This is a genomic window from Neobacillus sp. BF23-41, from assembly GCF_041106275.1.
This window is the reverse complement of sequence record NZ_JBGBPR010000008.1, coordinates 211,831-227,500: the sequence shown is the minus strand read 5'-3', so window position 1 is coordinate 227,500 and position 15,670 is coordinate 211,831. Positions and strand designations below refer to the sequence as shown.

General features: G+C 38.5%; 16 protein-coding genes, 1 pseudogene and 1 riboswitch (1 of these 18 cut by a window edge). Of the genes and pseudogenes, 9 read left to right on the top strand and 8 right to left on the bottom strand.

All coding sequences use genetic code 11. From position 1 onward, the window contains the following. Positions 1-591: the 3' portion of a LysE family translocator gene (locus AB7942_RS14810; protein ID WP_369447435.1), read on the top strand. The gene continues 27 nt to the left of window position 1, outside the view; the window shows 591 of its 618 coding nt (coding positions 28-618); the start codon falls outside the window, past its left edge; its stop codon occupies positions 589-591. Here the strand turns inward: AB7942_RS14810 and AB7942_RS14805 are convergent. After that, positions 574-879, bottom strand: coding sequence for a YheC/YheD family protein (locus AB7942_RS14805; protein WP_369447443.1), 306 nt, complete (start codon positions 877-879; stop codon positions 574-576). The genes AB7942_RS14810 and AB7942_RS14805 overlap by 18 nt on opposite strands. A 182-nt stretch (positions 880-1,061) precedes the next feature. Between AB7942_RS14805 and AB7942_RS14800 the strand changes: the two genes are divergently transcribed. The 5 genes from AB7942_RS14800 to rfbG all read left to right on the top strand — a co-directional run bounded on the left by AB7942_RS14800 (position 1,062) and on the right by rfbG (position 7,245). Then, a complete protein-coding gene (locus tag AB7942_RS14800) occupies positions 1,062-1,991 on the top strand; it encodes an NAD-dependent epimerase/dehydratase family protein (RefSeq protein ID WP_369447434.1) in 930 nt (309 codons plus the stop codon). A gap of 316 nt (positions 1,992-2,307) precedes the next feature. After that, on the top strand, positions 2,308-3,063 hold the full coding sequence (locus AB7942_RS14795) for a sugar phosphate nucleotidyltransferase (RefSeq protein ID WP_369447433.1): 756 nt from the start codon (positions 2,308-2,310) through the stop codon (positions 3,061-3,063). A 285-nt stretch (positions 3,064-3,348) separates the two neighbouring features. Then, a complete protein-coding gene (locus AB7942_RS14790; RefSeq protein WP_369447432.1) occupies positions 3,349-5,097 on the top strand; it encodes a glycosyltransferase in 1,749 nt (582 codons plus the stop codon). Between the two features lie 90 nt (positions 5,098-5,187). Beyond that, positions 5,188-6,141 (top strand): NAD-dependent epimerase/dehydratase family protein, encoded by a 954-nt coding sequence (locus AB7942_RS14785; RefSeq protein ID WP_369447431.1) that lies wholly within the window; start codon positions 5,188-5,190, stop codon positions 6,139-6,141. Positions 6,142-6,171: 30 nt separating this feature from the next. Further along, positions 6,172-7,245 (top strand): CDP-glucose 4,6-dehydratase, encoded by a 1,074-nt coding sequence (gene rfbG, locus AB7942_RS14780; protein ID WP_369447430.1) that lies wholly within the window; start codon positions 6,172-6,174, stop codon positions 7,243-7,245. 61 nt (positions 7,246-7,306) lie between these two features. Here the strand turns inward: rfbG and AB7942_RS14775 are convergent. Further along, positions 7,307-7,855: pseudogene (locus AB7942_RS14775) on the bottom strand (sensor histidine kinase); the annotation flags it as partial. A gap of 307 nt (positions 7,856-8,162) precedes the next feature. Next, entirely contained in the window at positions 8,163-8,303 is a 141-nt protein-coding gene (locus AB7942_RS14770; RefSeq protein WP_179195957.1) for a hypothetical protein, read from the bottom strand. 212 nt (positions 8,304-8,515) lie between these two features. On the opposite strand from AB7942_RS14770, the gene AB7942_RS14765 reads away from it, so the two are divergent. Then, the gene (locus tag AB7942_RS14765) at positions 8,516-9,568 is read left to right on the top strand and encodes a multicopper oxidase domain-containing protein (RefSeq protein WP_369447429.1); all 1,053 of its coding nucleotides are present in this window, start codon (positions 8,516-8,518) and stop codon (positions 9,566-9,568) included. Between the two features lie 201 nt (positions 9,569-9,769). On the opposite strand, the gene AB7942_RS14760 is transcribed toward AB7942_RS14765, so the two are convergent. Then, entirely contained in the window at positions 9,770-10,201 is a 432-nt protein-coding gene (locus tag AB7942_RS14760; protein WP_369447428.1) for an SRPBCC family protein, read from the bottom strand. 355 nt (positions 10,202-10,556) lie between these two features. After that, positions 10,557-10,641: riboswitch (cyclic di-GMP riboswitch) on the bottom strand. Positions 10,642-10,903: 262 nt separating this feature from the next. Here AB7942_RS14760 and AB7942_RS14755 point away from each other — a divergent pair. Beyond that, positions 10,904-11,650 carry a M15 family metallopeptidase gene (locus AB7942_RS14755; RefSeq protein ID WP_369447427.1) on the top strand — a complete coding sequence of 249 codons (747 nt, stop codon included), beginning with the start codon at positions 10,904-10,906 and terminating at the stop codon, positions 11,648-11,650. A gap of 171 nt (positions 11,651-11,821) precedes the next feature. On the opposite strand, the gene AB7942_RS14750 is transcribed toward AB7942_RS14755, so the two are convergent. Next, a complete protein-coding gene (locus tag AB7942_RS14750; RefSeq protein ID WP_369447426.1) occupies positions 11,822-13,000 on the bottom strand; it encodes a toxic anion resistance protein in 1,179 nt (392 codons plus the stop codon). Next, positions 12,997-13,653 carry a 5-bromo-4-chloroindolyl phosphate hydrolysis family protein gene (locus AB7942_RS14745; protein WP_369447425.1) on the bottom strand — a complete coding sequence of 219 codons (657 nt, stop codon included), beginning with the start codon at positions 13,651-13,653 and terminating at the stop codon, positions 12,997-12,999. Before AB7942_RS14745 ends, AB7942_RS14750 begins: the two co-directional genes overlap by 4 nt. Before the next feature lie 428 nt (positions 13,654-14,081). On the opposite strand from AB7942_RS14745, the gene AB7942_RS14740 reads away from it, so the two are divergent. Then, positions 14,082-14,636 carry a hypothetical protein gene (locus AB7942_RS14740; protein ID WP_369447424.1) on the top strand — a complete coding sequence of 185 codons (555 nt, stop codon included), beginning with the start codon at positions 14,082-14,084 and terminating at the stop codon, positions 14,634-14,636. A gap of 125 nt (positions 14,637-14,761) precedes the next feature. Here the strand turns inward: AB7942_RS14740 and AB7942_RS14735 are convergent, their stop codons facing one another. Together AB7942_RS14735 and gloA2 are read right to left on the bottom strand one after the other, a co-directional pair. Further along, positions 14,762-15,019, bottom strand: a complete 258-nt coding sequence (locus tag AB7942_RS14735) for a TM2 domain-containing protein (RefSeq protein ID WP_369447442.1) — start codon at positions 15,017-15,019, stop codon at positions 14,762-14,764. A gap of 83 nt (positions 15,020-15,102) precedes the next feature. Further along, positions 15,103-15,489, bottom strand: coding sequence for an SMU1112c/YaeR family gloxylase I-like metalloprotein (gene gloA2, locus AB7942_RS14730; RefSeq protein WP_335437568.1), 387 nt, complete (start codon positions 15,487-15,489; stop codon positions 15,103-15,105). Positions 15,490-15,670 lie beyond the last annotated feature (181 nt).

Sequence of the window (15,670 nt, the reverse complement as noted above, 5' to 3'; positions counted from 1 at the left end):
GTATTGTTTCTCATTCCAGGTCCAGCTGTTTTACTTACCATTTCTCAAACCGCTCAAGGCGGGAGGAAATCTGGCATCATCACCGGCATCGGGATTGCAGTCGGTGATTTAATCCATACGATTGCGGCCGTGCTCGGACTTTCAGCCATTCTAATGACCTCGGCTCTCGCCTTTGAAATCGTGAAATATCTTGGTGCTGCTTATTTAATCTTTTTAGGGATTAAGTCACTCCTTGAAAAAGCAAAAAAACAAAAACAGCCGGCTCCGAAAAAGAACAACACAGCCACGTCGTTTCGCCAGGCCTTGTTAATAGAATTGCTTAATCCTAAAACGGCTCTTTTTTTCTTAGCCTTCTTACCACAGTTCGTTCATAACAATGGGACCCCTGTTGTCATTCAACTACTGATTCTTGGACTCACGTTTGTGTTAATGAGCATATTGTACACCACCCTGCTTGCCTTCCTAACTAGCACCATTGGTGAAAGACTTTCCGCAAACAAGAACAGCCGGCTTGCGCGCTGGCAAGGGAAGGTTGTTGGCTCAATCTATATTGGCTTAGGTGTGAAGTTGGTACTAGAAAATCAAAAGTAAAATTGACCTGAACAAGCGGTACAGACCATGTATCGCTTTCCTTATGTACTTAGAGCCTTTTTCTTGATCTTTTCCCAAAAACGCGTGATTCAACGTGATAATATCTTTTGCAACATTAGTAATGAAATAGTCCTCATCCACTTTAACTGCCCTTCCCGTAACATGCCATTCCTGAGAACCTCGTTTACGCTGGACCAGGACGCGGATATCAAGAGGACATTCATCAATGCTTGCTAACGGAATCTCCTCTTGGACAATATAGGGTTTTCTTTTAAACTTCTTCTCTATATGTTTTTTAAAATTGAATGATAGAAATCAATTTTTCTATTTTGTTATATTCGACTATTCCCTCTTCAGACTAGCCCGCATAGGATAAATGGAAACTTGCTTACTAGCAAGCCCTTAAGTGTCTTAAATGACTTTAAATTCGTGATAGTCTACACTATCATTCCAATGGAAGGGGCAATTTAATGAAGATACTTGTTACTGGCGGAGCCGGATTTATTGGTTCACATATCGTTGATTTGCTCATCGACGATGGCCATCAAGTAATAGTGATCGATAATTTAACTACTGGAAATAAGGAGTTTATTAACAGGAAAGCAACATTTTATAAACTGGATGTAAGTTCAGCCCAACTAGAAGGAATTTTTTCAAAAGAAAAACCGGAATATGTCATTCATCACGCAGCGCAGGTCGACGTAGCCAAGTCGATTCAAGACCCCGTTTTTGATGCTCAGACAAATATCCTTGGTACGATTCGATTGTTGGAATGCTGTCAGAAATTCAAGATTAGGAAAATCATCTACGCTTCTTCCTGTGCTGCGTACGGTGAAACGGACGACTCCAGCATTCAAGAGAAGTTTACGACGCGGCCCATTTCCTTTTATGGAATATCCAAGCTTACCCCGGAATTTTATCTTCAACTCTATTCACAATTTTACGGACTTCCCTTTACAATCCTTCGCTACGCCAATGTTTATGGTCCGCGTCAAACTCCAAAAGGCGAAGGCGGTGTTGTTGCTATCTTCATGCAAAAGGCATTAGCAGGGGCGCAATCGGTTATTTATGGGGATGGGGAACAAACAAGAGATTTTGTTTTTGTCAAAGATGTCGCATCCGCCAATTACCTTTCACTAACAAGAGGAACAAATGAAATTATCAACGTTGGCCTTAATCAAAAAACAAGTATTAATAAGCTCCACAAAATCATATCATCCATGGTTGATAATCCTGTTTCTCCTTTATACCTTCCAAGGCGGAGTGGGGACATCCAATACAGCCAGTTGAATAACGGAAAAGCAAGGCAACTGTTGGACTGGAAACCTCGCTATGATTTGCTTAGTGGTTTGACAGAGACAAAGAATTTTTATGAGAAAAATCGTACCTATCAAAACTAATTGCCTTTTTTAAAGTAAAGAGAAACAAAATGATAAACAGTAAAGTAACCGTCTGATCCCCTTTTATCATCCAGGTGCCTATTTATATAGAAGCATTGCGGCTTCATCTATATTGGATTAAGTATGAAGTTGGTGCTGTAAAATCAAAAGGAAATAAGGTATTCAACTGAAAAAGCGATATTATTCAATGTATCGCTTTTCTTATGTGGAATTTTATTATCTCTATCCTGTGGATTATGAATAACTTACCTAGTTCCCTTCTCCACGCTCGGACATATTATAACTTATATAAAAAAAATTCGGAGTTGGTGATCATTTGAAAGTAGTAATATTATGTGGTGGAAAAGGATTAAGAATGAGAGGACTAACAGAAGATGTCCCAAAAGCTTTAGCAAAATTAAATGGGAAGCCACTCATATGGCATATAATGAAGCTTTTTAGTCAGTATAATCATACTCACTTCATCTTGCCGCTAGGTTATAAAGGAGACCAAATTAAGGAGTATTTTATGGATTATCCGTGGAGGGATCATAACTTCGAGCTTAATCTTAGTGATAATAAATACCGCTTGTTAAACGAGACTGATTCTTGGAAGGTAACCTGTGTTGACACAGGCCTAGATACGATGACAGGTGCAAGGATTAAATTGGTGGAGAAATATTTAGATGAAGATACCTTTCTTTTGACATATGGAGATGGATTAGCGGATATTAATTTGGAAGAATTAGTAAATTTTCATAAAGAAAAAGGAAAAGCAGTTACTTTAACTGGAATTAAAAAGAATAGCCAATATGGAGTTTTATCAATTGAGAATGGAATAGCAGTAGATTTTACTGAAAAGCCTGTGTTAGATATTACCGTAAACGGGGGATTTTTTGTATGTAATAGGAAGTTTTTTGATTATTTAACTTCAGATCCTAATTGTGTATTGGAGGATGAACCTTTAAAAAAACTGATAAACGATAGAGAACTTGCCGTATATGAGCATAACGGATTATGGCTTTCTATTGATACCCCCAAGGATTTAGAAGAAGCAAATAAAATCTGGGCATTAAATCAAAGGGGGCAATAACTAACATAATATAACATGATATTTTAAGATTTTAATAAAAAAGGGAGAATGTATATGGTAAGCAGCAATATTTTAGGAAACGGTAGGACTAAGTTGTTCCCTAACTTAAAGAAATTGGATTCGGAGATCCAAAGAACAGATAATAATTTTTGTGTAATATCGGGGAAGGAGTATTGCTTGAAAGTAATTGCCCTTCATCATTCTTTACAAAGGCATTGTCAGATTTTCAATCTTTGGATTTGTTGTATGGATAGCTTTACATTTATGCTTATGAAGAAACTTAACTTGAAAAATGTACACCTCTTACAAGTAGAAGTTATTGAGGATGATAATCTTCGCAAAGTCAAACAGGATCGAAAGCCTAATGAGTATTGCTGGACCATCAAAGCCCCGCTAGTGGAATATTTATTAACTTCCTATGACATTGAAAAGATGATCTATTGTGATGGAGACTTATATTTTTTCTCTGACCCTGTGTCGATACTAAATGAGTGGGGCGAACATTCTGTTTTTCTATGTCCCCAAAGGGATCTCGATTGGGTAGAACAAAAGTATGGAAGATTCCAGGCGGGCTTAATTGGATTTAAAAAAGATCAATATGGAATGGAAAGCTTGAAATGGTGGAAAAGTCGTTGTTTAGAATGGTGTAGCCATGAAGAAAAAAACGGACAATATGGTGATCAAAAATATCTTGATAATTTCCCGCTTTTTTTTCAAAAAGTCAAAATTTCAGAGCATCTAGGAATTGATGCTGCTCCTTGGAACAGTATTTATAATAACAACTATAAGATAACAAAAAATAATCAGAGTATCTTGATTGAAGATGATCCGCTTGTAGTCTTCCACTTTGCCTGTCTTACAATCTATGATAATGAAAAATTTGATTTATGGTCTCTTGGTAAATTAAAGATTCAGAGCACTATTATTAATGAAATCTATGTTCCTTATTTAGACGAAATCAGATCTGTTATGAAGGAAATCAATACGGTCGAGCCAGATGGGTTAAGTAATTGTTTAAGTAAACAGCCTTATACAGAAGCAAATACATTTTATAACTATACGCCACTAAGAAGAGAAATGGACCAATCAGATGAATTCTATAACTTTGCGATAATTATCAGCAAAAATTTCCTGATTAAAGGACTAACCCTATACTATTCCTTAAAAAAGAAAATAAACAATTTTCATATGTGGATTTGCTGTATGGACCATGTAAGCTTTGAAAAAGTGAAACAGCTAAATCTCACTAATATTTCCATTCTTCAAGTAGAAGAAGTTGAAAATGAAGAGCTTCTTAAAGTAAAAAATGAAAGGACCTTACAAGAATATTGCTGGACCATGAAGGCCCCTTTATGCCAGCATATATTAAGCAACTATGGTGAGGTGGATCATATCATCTATTGTGATAGTGACCTGTATTTTTTTTCAGATCCAAAACCGATCCTTGAACAATGGAACCAATACTCTATTTTTATGTGTAAACAAAGAGGTTCACAAGAGCTTGAACGGATACACGGGCAATATCAGGCTGGGCTAATAGGATTTAAAAAAGAGGAAAACAGCATGAAAATCCTAAACTGGTGGCGGGAAAAATGTATAGAGCGTTGTTCTTCTATTTATGATGAAAAATATGGAACATGGGGGGATCAGAAATATTTAGATGCAATTCCTCATTTGTTTTCTAATATTAAAGTAAGCGATGACCCTGGGATAAATGCGGCTCCGTGGAATTTAGTCATGATGAATAACTCCTCTGTATCAAAAAAAAAGAAGACAGTAATCGTTGATGATTCTGATCTTATTGTCTATCACTTCGGAAGCATGTTGATGATAAATAAAAAAAATTATGATTTATGGAAGCTCGAACCATTATCTTTTGATAGTTCTATTATCGAAAACATATATCTTCCTTATATCCTTCAATTAAGGAAGACTTGCCTGAATTTAAAGAAAAAAACCAATTTGAAAAACCTAACTCCATTTTTCGCCTCAATTCCGGATGATTATCAATCAAAAAATCCCTTTTCCATTTAATACCACACTTCATTTGTTTTTACAGACTACCCTAATAATTTCCCAAGACATCTTCCAATTGATGTAAAATCACGATGAGAAAGGAGCATTATGAATACACTTTCTTTTGAAAATAAAAGAGTTTTAATAACTGGAGGATTTGGTTTTATTGGTTCACACTTAATCAGAAGGCTGCTTAAAGAAAAAGCCCAGGTGGCTGTGCTGGTACGTGAAACATCCAATCCTTGGCGAATCCAGGATATTTTAAAGGATATTAAGGTTTTGATAGCCGATATACAAGATGGTGCTGAAGTATTACATTCAGTTGTCCAATTTGCTCCTCATTATATTTTCCACCTTGCTGCGTACGGAGTCAATTCTCGGCAACAAAACTACATGGATGCACTTCAAATAAATGTACTTGGGACAATAAATATCGTACAAGCAGCAAAAGTGGCTGGCTGTGAAAAATTGATAAATCTAGGAAGCAGCTCAGAATATGGTAATAAAACAGGAGCTATCCATGAGGAAATGGCTTTAAATCCAGTAGAAATTTATGGAAGCACAAAGGCAGCCGCTTCGATCATCTCCCATCAACTCGCATTGGAAAGCAGGATACCGATTGTTACTTTACGACCATTTGGTGTTTTTGGAGAAGGTGAAGATACCCATAAATTATTTGGTTATATTATCACGAGCTTACTTAAAAACCAAGAAGTAAAGCTTACATCATGTGAACAATTTAGAGATTACTGTTATGTTGGAAATCTAATTGACGGCATGCTCATAGCTGCACATCAGCCTTCTGACCAAAATGAAATATATAATATTGGCAGTGGAGAAATTTATCGATTAAAACATTTTGTTTCCTTGATTTATTATCATATGCAAGCAAATCAAGAACCTGTTTATGCTACCATTCCAGACAGAATTAACGAAAGAAATCCTCTTCCAGATATAACCAAAATAAAAACTCGGCTTAATTGGAAACCCCTAATAACGCTAGAAGAAGGAATAATAAGAACTACCAACTGGTATAAACAAAACCGCGATCTATTTATTTAAACAATTAACTAAAAGAAGGTGAGGGTGACAATGTTAAAAAATGCAGACCTACTATTTAAAGATAAAACTGTTCTAATTACAGGACATACTGGCTTCAAAGGAGCTTGGCTTGCAATCTGGCTGAACGAATTAGGGGCTAATGTGATAGGGTATTCGCTGGACCCTGAAGGTGAAAAGAACCTCTTTGTTTTATCAAAATTAAATAAAAAGATAATAGATATTCGCGGTGACATTAGAGATTATGAAAAATTAAAGAGTGTCTTCGACCAATATAATCCTGAAATTGTTTTTCATTTAGCTGCACAGTCCATTGTGAAATACTCATACGACCATCCAGTCTACACATACGAAGTAAATGTTATGGGGACCATGAATGTGTTAGAAGCAATACGGAAAAGCGATACAGCCAAAGTAGGTATTATGGTTACTAGTGATAAATGCTATGAGAACAAAGAGTGGGTTTGGGGCTACCGTGAAAATGATGCCATGGGAGGGCATGACCCATATAGTTCAAGTAAAGGATGCTGTGAATTATTAATTTCTTCCTATCGGAACTCATACTTTCCGGTAGAAAATTTTGAAAAACATGGGAAAGTGATTGCTTCTGTTAGGGCTGGAAATGTTATTGGCGGAGGTGATTGGTCCTTAAACAGAATCATTCCTGATAGTATAAGAGCATTAGAATCGAATCAAGATATTGTCATACGATCTCCAAAATCTATCAGGCCGTGGCAGCATGTGATTGAACCACTGGGAGGTTATATCACGCTTGCAGGAAAAATAATTGAAGATGGCCCTCTCTTTTCAACTGCCTGGAACTTTGGACCTGAAACACACAGTATCATTACAGTAGAAGACCTTGTTAATAAAGTACTAATCCATTGGGAAAGTGGAAGATGGGTACCAGAACATAAAAACTCTACTTTACATGAAGCAAAGTTATTAAGCCTGGATATTAGTAAAGTTAAATATGAATTAAACTGGAATCCTAGGTGGGATATTGATATAACAGTAGAAAAAACAATAGAATGGTACAAAAAGTATAAACAGACCAATGTATATAACTTGTGTGTCAAACAAATCAATGAATATTGTCATCTTTAAGAGCTTTTCACCTTGTCTTTTAAATGATGACAACTTTTTTTGTTTAGGCGGGGCCGCACCCTTCTTCCATCCCCCGCAAACCATTCCCAAACGCTCGCTGCTTACTAACGCCCATCACATCGTCACGGACGACTATGTCAATTTTTTCAGAAAGAAGTTGAATGGAAATGGCACAATGGGTGGCACGGCTGTGCTTGACGACATTCGTCGCCGCCTCACGTATACACATACCGACGATATTTTGCGTAAACAGTGATATCTACGAAAAATCAGCCGTGCGCTCATAATGATAGGTAATCCCTGCTGCCCGCAATATTTGCTGGACCTGGACCAGCTCTTCCGCGATCGTTGCGGCACGCAAATCGGTTACCAATTCTCGAACTTGCTTTAACGCAGCTCGGGATGCGACTTCCATTTCCTTTGCTTCCATTCGGGCCCGTTCCGGGTCGAGTGCGGTCAGCCTCTGAACCAACTGACTTTTTAACGTCAAAAGGGACCACGTATGACCTAGCGTATCATGGAGGTCGCGGGCAATCCGAACTCGCTCCTCGCGTTTCACCAATTCGGCAATCTGCTGGTTGGCTTGGTCCAGCTTCTTCTCGAGTTCCAAATAGGATTAAGTAGGAATTGGCTGGTTCAAGGATATTAACAAGGTTATCAACATGAATTACGTCTATATCCACACCATATAAGAAGATATCAACAGATTTTAACCATTTATACACAGATTATGTGAGTAACTTTTTCTTTTTCATAAAGGACTTTCCAACAAGTGAATTTATCCACATTTCCCACAGTATTATCCACAAAACTAACAGATTTACCCACAATCTATCTTCATATATCCACATTTTCCATACGAACTATCCACATTTTTCATTACAAAAGGCCCAGACGGATCTCTAGGCCTTTTGTATTTAACTGTTCGAGTTTTCATCTGGATTTGCACTGTCATAACGATCGACAATTTCTTTTAACTCACCCGTATCCCCTTTTGCATTAATGATCTCAAAAATTTGATTTAATCCTTCACTAGTTTTTTCTTCTTCATTTTTCAAAAAAATACCTCCTTTATATCCTATATCTTAGCCATTTATTTTCAAAATTATTTAACATTGGCAACGTGCTAATACAACATTGCTCAGTAATTCACAAATTTTTCACTAATCCACTTATTTCCTGTGATTTCAATCACTCGACTGTTTTGCACACGATCTAAAATAAAAGTGTAAATAATATTACATTACAGGAGATAAATGGAGGAGATGGGATGAATAATTTAGCGAAGTTTGGAGCAATTATGGTTTCGTGTGTGATGGTATTAAGTGCTTGTGGAAAAGATGGTTTATCAAGAGAAAAAACTGTTCAAGCCAAAACGGACACCACTGTGACAACTAAAGTAATCGGACCCCATGAGCATATAAATCAAAATCCAACTCCAATTAAAATGAATCGAATCGGTCCACATGAAGTAAATGTGGAGATGACATCACAAATCACAGATATTGAAATTTCCAAAGGTGAAATGTATAAAGCTTGGACCTTTAACGGCGAAGCTCCTGGACCAGTTATTGTGGTGAACCAAGGCGATAAAATCAATTTTACATTGAAAAACATGGATCCATCCATTCCGCACAGCATGGACTTTCATGCCGTACACACCGCACCATCTAGAGATTTTGCCAATGTGCCGCCAAATGAAAGCGGTTCATTTTCCTATCCAGCCAATAATCCAGGCGTATTCATGTACCATTGTGGAACAAAGCCTGTTCTTGCACATATTGCCAATGGAATGCACGGTACAATTATCGTCAAACCAACTGAAGGCTATCCAACCGATTCCAAGGTAGACCGGGAATTTGTCATTGTTCAAAATGAATGGTACAAATACAACGATATGGACGATTTTACAAATGGAAAACCCAAATATGTAGTTTTTTCAGCTAAGGCTTTAAAAGATGGTGATGTCAACACGAACGGTACGGTTGGCGCTCTTGTCGACAAACCTCTGCTAGCAAAAGTCGGTGACAAAGTGAGATTTCACATTAATAACGTTGGTCCCAATGAAGTCAGTAGCTTCCATGTCGTTGGAACTCTGTTTGATGATGTCTATATCGACGGGAATCCATTTAACCATATGAAGGGAATGCAAACAGTCTTACTTCCAGCGAGCGGCGGGGCGGTAGTCGAATTTACCGTAACCCAGGAAGGCAGCTATCCTTTTGTCACACACCAATTTAATCACGCAACAAAGGGCGCAGTCGGTGTCTTGAAAGTCACTAAAGACGGAAATGACGACGGCAGTGAAACAATGTCACACTAAAATATAAGGACAGTTTAACAAATTGAAGCGTCGGTGTCAGGAACTCGGCGCTTTTTGGCAACTAAGCATCTCAAACATTTAGGGCGGAGAGCGAGGTACACTAGCCGCTGGGCGTTGGAGCTGAATTCAGATAAATTCCAAAACACAAAACAGAGCTTGGATAAGGTTCCAAGCTCTTTAACTTTCTTATCGATTGTAATGTTATTTAACGATTGCTGCCCTTAATTTATTAATCCCAAACTCCAAATACCCCTTTAAACAGGTCAGCATATACACCCAGCCTTCTTTATTATCAATCAATTGAGCGACTAACTCATCATCAACTTCTCTAAAACCTTCTTCGATCACTTCAATAATGGTACTTGATTGATTCAATTCTTCCAGAGAAATTGTTACACTATTCCCTTCTCCATCTGTCCCCCACCGGAACACGATTTTCTTATTTAGCTCGACTTCGATGACTTCAATATCGACTTGTGCATCGTATTCTTCATATCTTAATGTGACTGTTTGGCCCTGCTCCCATCTCGAACTTGATGAGAACCAGAAATTCTTGATTTTCGAAGGGTCTACGAAGGCTTCAAATACTTCATTAGCTGGTTTTATTATTTTAAATTTTGTCAGATTGTACATTTCGAAATCATCCCTCTTTTACTATGGTTAATATATGTAATGGTTGTCCTATTGTTTTATTTTATACCTTTTAGTCTATAAAAACATAAAAGCCTGTACCAACTACACAGATACAGGCATTTTTTTTTAATATGATTTCGCTTAGATTTTTAAACCAAACTCGACAACTTTACTATTATGATAGCTTGCTCTAATCATAAACTTGGCTCTTAATTCTTCATCCAGGCAATCTTGCTGTAACAGAGCGTTGTGTCTGTGCTGGATTAAATGATAATAATATTTTCCCTTAAAGAACATTTTCAACACAAAAAATCCTCCTCAATAGTCATTTACATAAATCGACGGAGTTATCGTGTTCGGTAACTGGCAAGCATCGTCGTTAAACCTTAGCCCCTTTAGTTTTGCGTCACCATTTTTCAATGGCTTTGCCGTTTCGTACGATTTATGTGTTATTAAAAATATATGCAACTGAATTATAAAATAAAAGTGTCTTTGTACCTACACTCACTTAATAGTTAACATCCTTCTGTCGTTATACCTTGGATTGCTGCCAATTGATTCTACCAAACATATCGATGAAACATCCTTAGATTCACAGCCGTTTTGAAATCATCTTGGACAGAATTTAGAATGACGTTTTAAAGTCTCTAATCCTGTCCATGATGTTTACTGAAGTGAATTTTAAAAAAAAGGAAGTTAACTATGTTAAAAATACGTTTCGTCTTTTTGACTCTTATGGTGTTTGCAATCTCTTTGACCGGCTGCACTGGAAAATTTCATTTTATGCAAAACGATGGAAAATTGGATAACAATTCCTCAACTGATGCAGGAGGTCAGCAACAGGATGCTAACGTCCAAGTTGGTTCCTCCCCAAAGGTGATCCCTGTTCTTGTTAATAAGGACAATAAACTGCCCGATAATTATCAGCCAAGTGATTTAATTTACCCTGACATCCCATTTACGTTCGCACAGAAAGCAGAAAAGCGGCAAATGAGGGCCGAGGCAGGTGCGGCGATCGAAAAATTATTCGCAGGAGCAAAACAGCAGGATGTGCATCTGTTAGGTGTTTCTGCCTACAGGTCCTATGCTTCCCAAACAGCTTTATTTAATTACTATGTTGAAAAAGATGGATACGAAGCAGCCCGAACTTATAGCGCAGTTCCCGGAACGAGCGAGCATGAAACTGGCCTGGCTATTGATGTGACCGGCGGAGATGGAACATGTGCGGCCGAGGACTGCTTTGAAGGAACAAAGGAGGCAAGCTGGCTCCAAGATCATGTAGCGGAGTACGGCTTCATCATCCGCTACCCGAAAGGTAAAGACTCGATCACCGGCTACCAATACGAACCCTGGCACCTGCGCTATGTCGGCAAGGTAATCGCCAAAGAAATCATGAGCCGCGGCATCACTCTGGAAGAATACTATAATGCCACAGTTGTGAATAATTAATTGATGTGGTGCTTTTAATGTGGTGTCAGGCACCGTAAAAAGCGGGAGCGCCCGTTTAGCTGGTTTTCGGTGCCTCGATTTTCTGGTGCCTGACACCGAAATGGTTCGCGCATGTGTAAGAGTCAAAAAGGCCCTCACTACAACCGGAGTTGCAGTGAAGGCCTTTTGTATTTATTTCCCTTTTATTTCTAATAATTTCAGTCGAAGGTCGTTTTCCATCGAAGCTAGTTCCTGTTCGGCTTGGCGGCGCTTATGGCGGCCTTCCTCTTGGATTCGCATGGTTTCTTCAAGTGTCGTGATTAGGCTTTCCTGAGTTTTCTTTAAGGTTTCAATATCTACGATGCCGCGCTCATTTTCTTTCGCCGTCTCGATTGTATTGGTTTTTAGCATTTCTGCATTTTTCAAAAGGAGTTCATTGGTTGTTTTCGAAACCTGTTTCTGAGCCTCGACAGCATGACGCTGGCGTATTAACGTCAACGCAATCGCCACCTGATTTTTCCATAACGGAATCGCCGTCATAATCGATGATTGAATTTTTTCCACTAGGGCTTGGTTCGTGTTTTGAATCAAGCGAATCTGCGGAGCACTTTGAATGGTAATTTCCCGGCTTAATTTTAAATCATGGAGACGCTTATCTAAGCGATCCGCAAATTGGATCATATCGTTAACTTCTTGAAATTTCATTTGGTCATTGGTTACTTCGGCTGCTTTTTTCAGCTGTGGAATTGTCTTTTCCTGCATTTCTTCAAGCTTGATCTCCCCTGCGGCAATATAGACATTAAGGGCATGGAAGTATTCCTTATTCGTCTCATACAACTGTTCAAGCAATTTAATATCCGACATCAGGACATTTTTGCTGCGATCGAGTTTCACACTGATTCGGTCAATTTGGGCGCCTGTTTTTTGATATTTTGAGAGCACTTCTTGAATCGAACCTGAAATTTTTCCAAACATACGAGCAAATAAGGATGGTTTCCCATCCTTCAAATCATCCGGATTCACTTCATCAAGTCTCTTCATTAAATCACTGATGATTTGCCCGATTTCACCCACATCTTGTTTCTGCACATGCTCTAGCATCGTATGCGAGAAAGATAATAGCTTACCTTGGGCTTGGGTACCATATTGAATCATCGACTGATGGTTTGTTGGATCGATTTGTTCAGCAATCTGATACGCCTTTGCGCGATGTTCTTCTGGTATCACATCAATTAATTTAACAGGCCTAGCCTCACTAGTGTGCTGGACCGGATTTTTTGAAAGTTCTAGTTTATCCCCAAACGGGTCTGCAAGGATATCATCTAATAAGTTACCAGATTTATTGGGTTGGATTGGGTTGTTTTCGTTCATTTTAACCACCTATTTTCTTCCGGGAATTTAGCGTCCTTTTGCTTATTAAGGGTATGCTTTGCGACGTCAATTTCAAAATTCAAGTGATCGATATCATCGGAAATCACTTTATATAAATCCTCTTCCAATACCTTGGTTAGTTCATTTAATGTATGACGTGTTTCAATAAGAGATTGGCCCATTTCCATGTTCTTTTTCGGCTGGGAGGATAAGAAGCTATATTTTTCGGTAAGTTCAACGATGGAATCTAAATGTGAAAAATAAAACTGCTCAGCCTGGTAAAATCGCTTCGGCTCTTTGGTTGTCATCTTGTGTATTTTTTTTGTAATTCTAAGGAGGTCAAGTCTTTGTTTTACGGACGAAATATCACGAATGGTAAAAAGGTTTTTATTTAAGCGATTGATTTTCTGTTTGGCTTCCATTAGGTTTTTCCGAATGTATCGATATTCTTTTCTTGATATCTGATGCTTTTTTAAAAAGCTTCTATTCATAACGATGGAAAGGACTAAGTGGGTAAGAATCCCCCCGGTAATGGCAATGCCCGTTGACGGCCAAAATGCTTGACCCAAAGGAAAAAAGCAGACCAGCCAGGTTACCACTGTTAATGGGACGGCTACAAATGAGCGAAGAAGAAACGACAAAATCGGGTTCATAATAAATCGACTCCTGAGTTAAGACATCTTTATATTCCTACGAATGAATGCAATGGAATGTTTCAATTTCCTCAAAATATAAACCAAAAAGAAAATTATTTCCATTTACTACTTCAACAATACACGAAAAAACTCCTGCCTGCCATAGACCTCAAACGGAAAGAAATCTAGGTCTTGAGACGTATTTTTAGATTGTGTCATATTTATTGGTTCTTTTATGGTGTCATTTATGGTGTCATTATGGTGTCAGGCACCGCTCGTGGACACATTCACCATTTGTCCACGCACAGTGGACACTGTGTTCTGGGTTTCCATTCTTGTCAAGTGCGATGCTTTTATGAGGAATCCCAATTATCTAGGCTTCTGCCTAAGAGTATATTAATATGTTGCATAGGATAGATAGGATAGTGAGGAGAGAGGAGAATATTATGAATAATCCTTATAATATGCCTATAGATTATCAAAGTGGATTGAACCAGCTAATTTATAGTAGACAATATCATGGCGGACAGCATCACCATGGTGGTGGACAACAGTATCATGGTGGCGGAAAACTACAGCACGGTGGGCATTCAGGTTTTAATCTTGGATCATTGGGATCTAGCTTGCTTGGGCTTGGCTTAGGTTATTTAGGAGGAGCCGCGCTAGGAAATGGACCTAATCCAGGAGGATATGGGTATGGTGGCGGTTATGGCGGCTTCCCTGGATACGGTGGGTTCGGAGGATACGGCAGCGTTGGACCAGGTCAGGGATACAATCCTTATGGCACAGGAGTCGGTGGAGGATTAGGCTTTCTTGGTGTTGGCACGCCAGGTTACCCAGGATCAGGACCTAATATGAACACGTACGGACAGTTCCAACCAAACCCTGGTTTTAATAGTGGCTATGGGTCATGGTCTCCTAACGAATATGGGATCCCAAGTGTAAATCCAAGTTTGGCACATACTAAATTCAATTCACCTCAAGGATTAAAATACTCATAAATTAACTAATAAAGGAAAGCCCCAATGAGCTTCCCTTTATTATTATTTGAGTTCCAATCCATACATTACTAGATTAGTCCCCATGTAATCACATGGGGATAGAAACTGAATGTGAAGGGAATGATTTAGTAATTAATAGGAACTTGATAGCCTTTATCATGCTTTCTAGCAAAATCCTCTTGATTTCCAACAAGGTATAGGATACCTTCTATAAATCCTATAATTGTAGGAACATAAGTCCAGCAGAATAACAAATAAAGAATCCCCATACCCGGTCGGCCGAGGTAAAACTTATGGGCCCCAATACCACCGAGTAGAATACCTAAGATCCCCGCTATAGTTTTGTTTTTAGTATACCTAGCTACAAAGCCACCGACTCCCAGAATTATGAATTAGAAAGTTGATATAAGATTAAAGATTAAAAAAGCAGGATAACCATAGAGGCAACCCGCTTTTTAAAAAGATATTATCGTTCATATAGTTCTAGCGGCAGCCCATCCGGGTCCGCGAAGAAGGTGAATTTCTTGTTTGTTACGGGGTCCACACGCACGGCCTCCACATTCACTTGAAACCTTGTCAAATATTGGACCGCATCTTCGATATCATCTACTTCAAAGGCTAGATGTCTCAAACCAGCTGCTTCAGGATAGCTTGGCCGGACAGCTGGTTCCGGAAAGGAAAACAACTCAATCTGATATTGACCATTCACTTCCAAATCCAACTTATAGGAATCTCTTTCCTCTCGGTAAACTTCATTAATAGGCTTCAACCCAAGGATTCGAACATAAAAATCCTTAGATTTTTCATAATCCGAGCAAATCACCGCAATATGATGGATCTTATTTAACTTCATCTATCCACATCCCCCTAAAAAATCATCACTTAAACCAGATTCCTCTTGTCTGCTCAAATAGACAAGAGGTTCTATTATCAACTTAACCGTCCACCCTACACGTACAAAACCCTAAAAGTGTCCACGGCTGGTGCCTGACACCACATCTTTTGACACCACATCTTTTGACACCACATCTTTC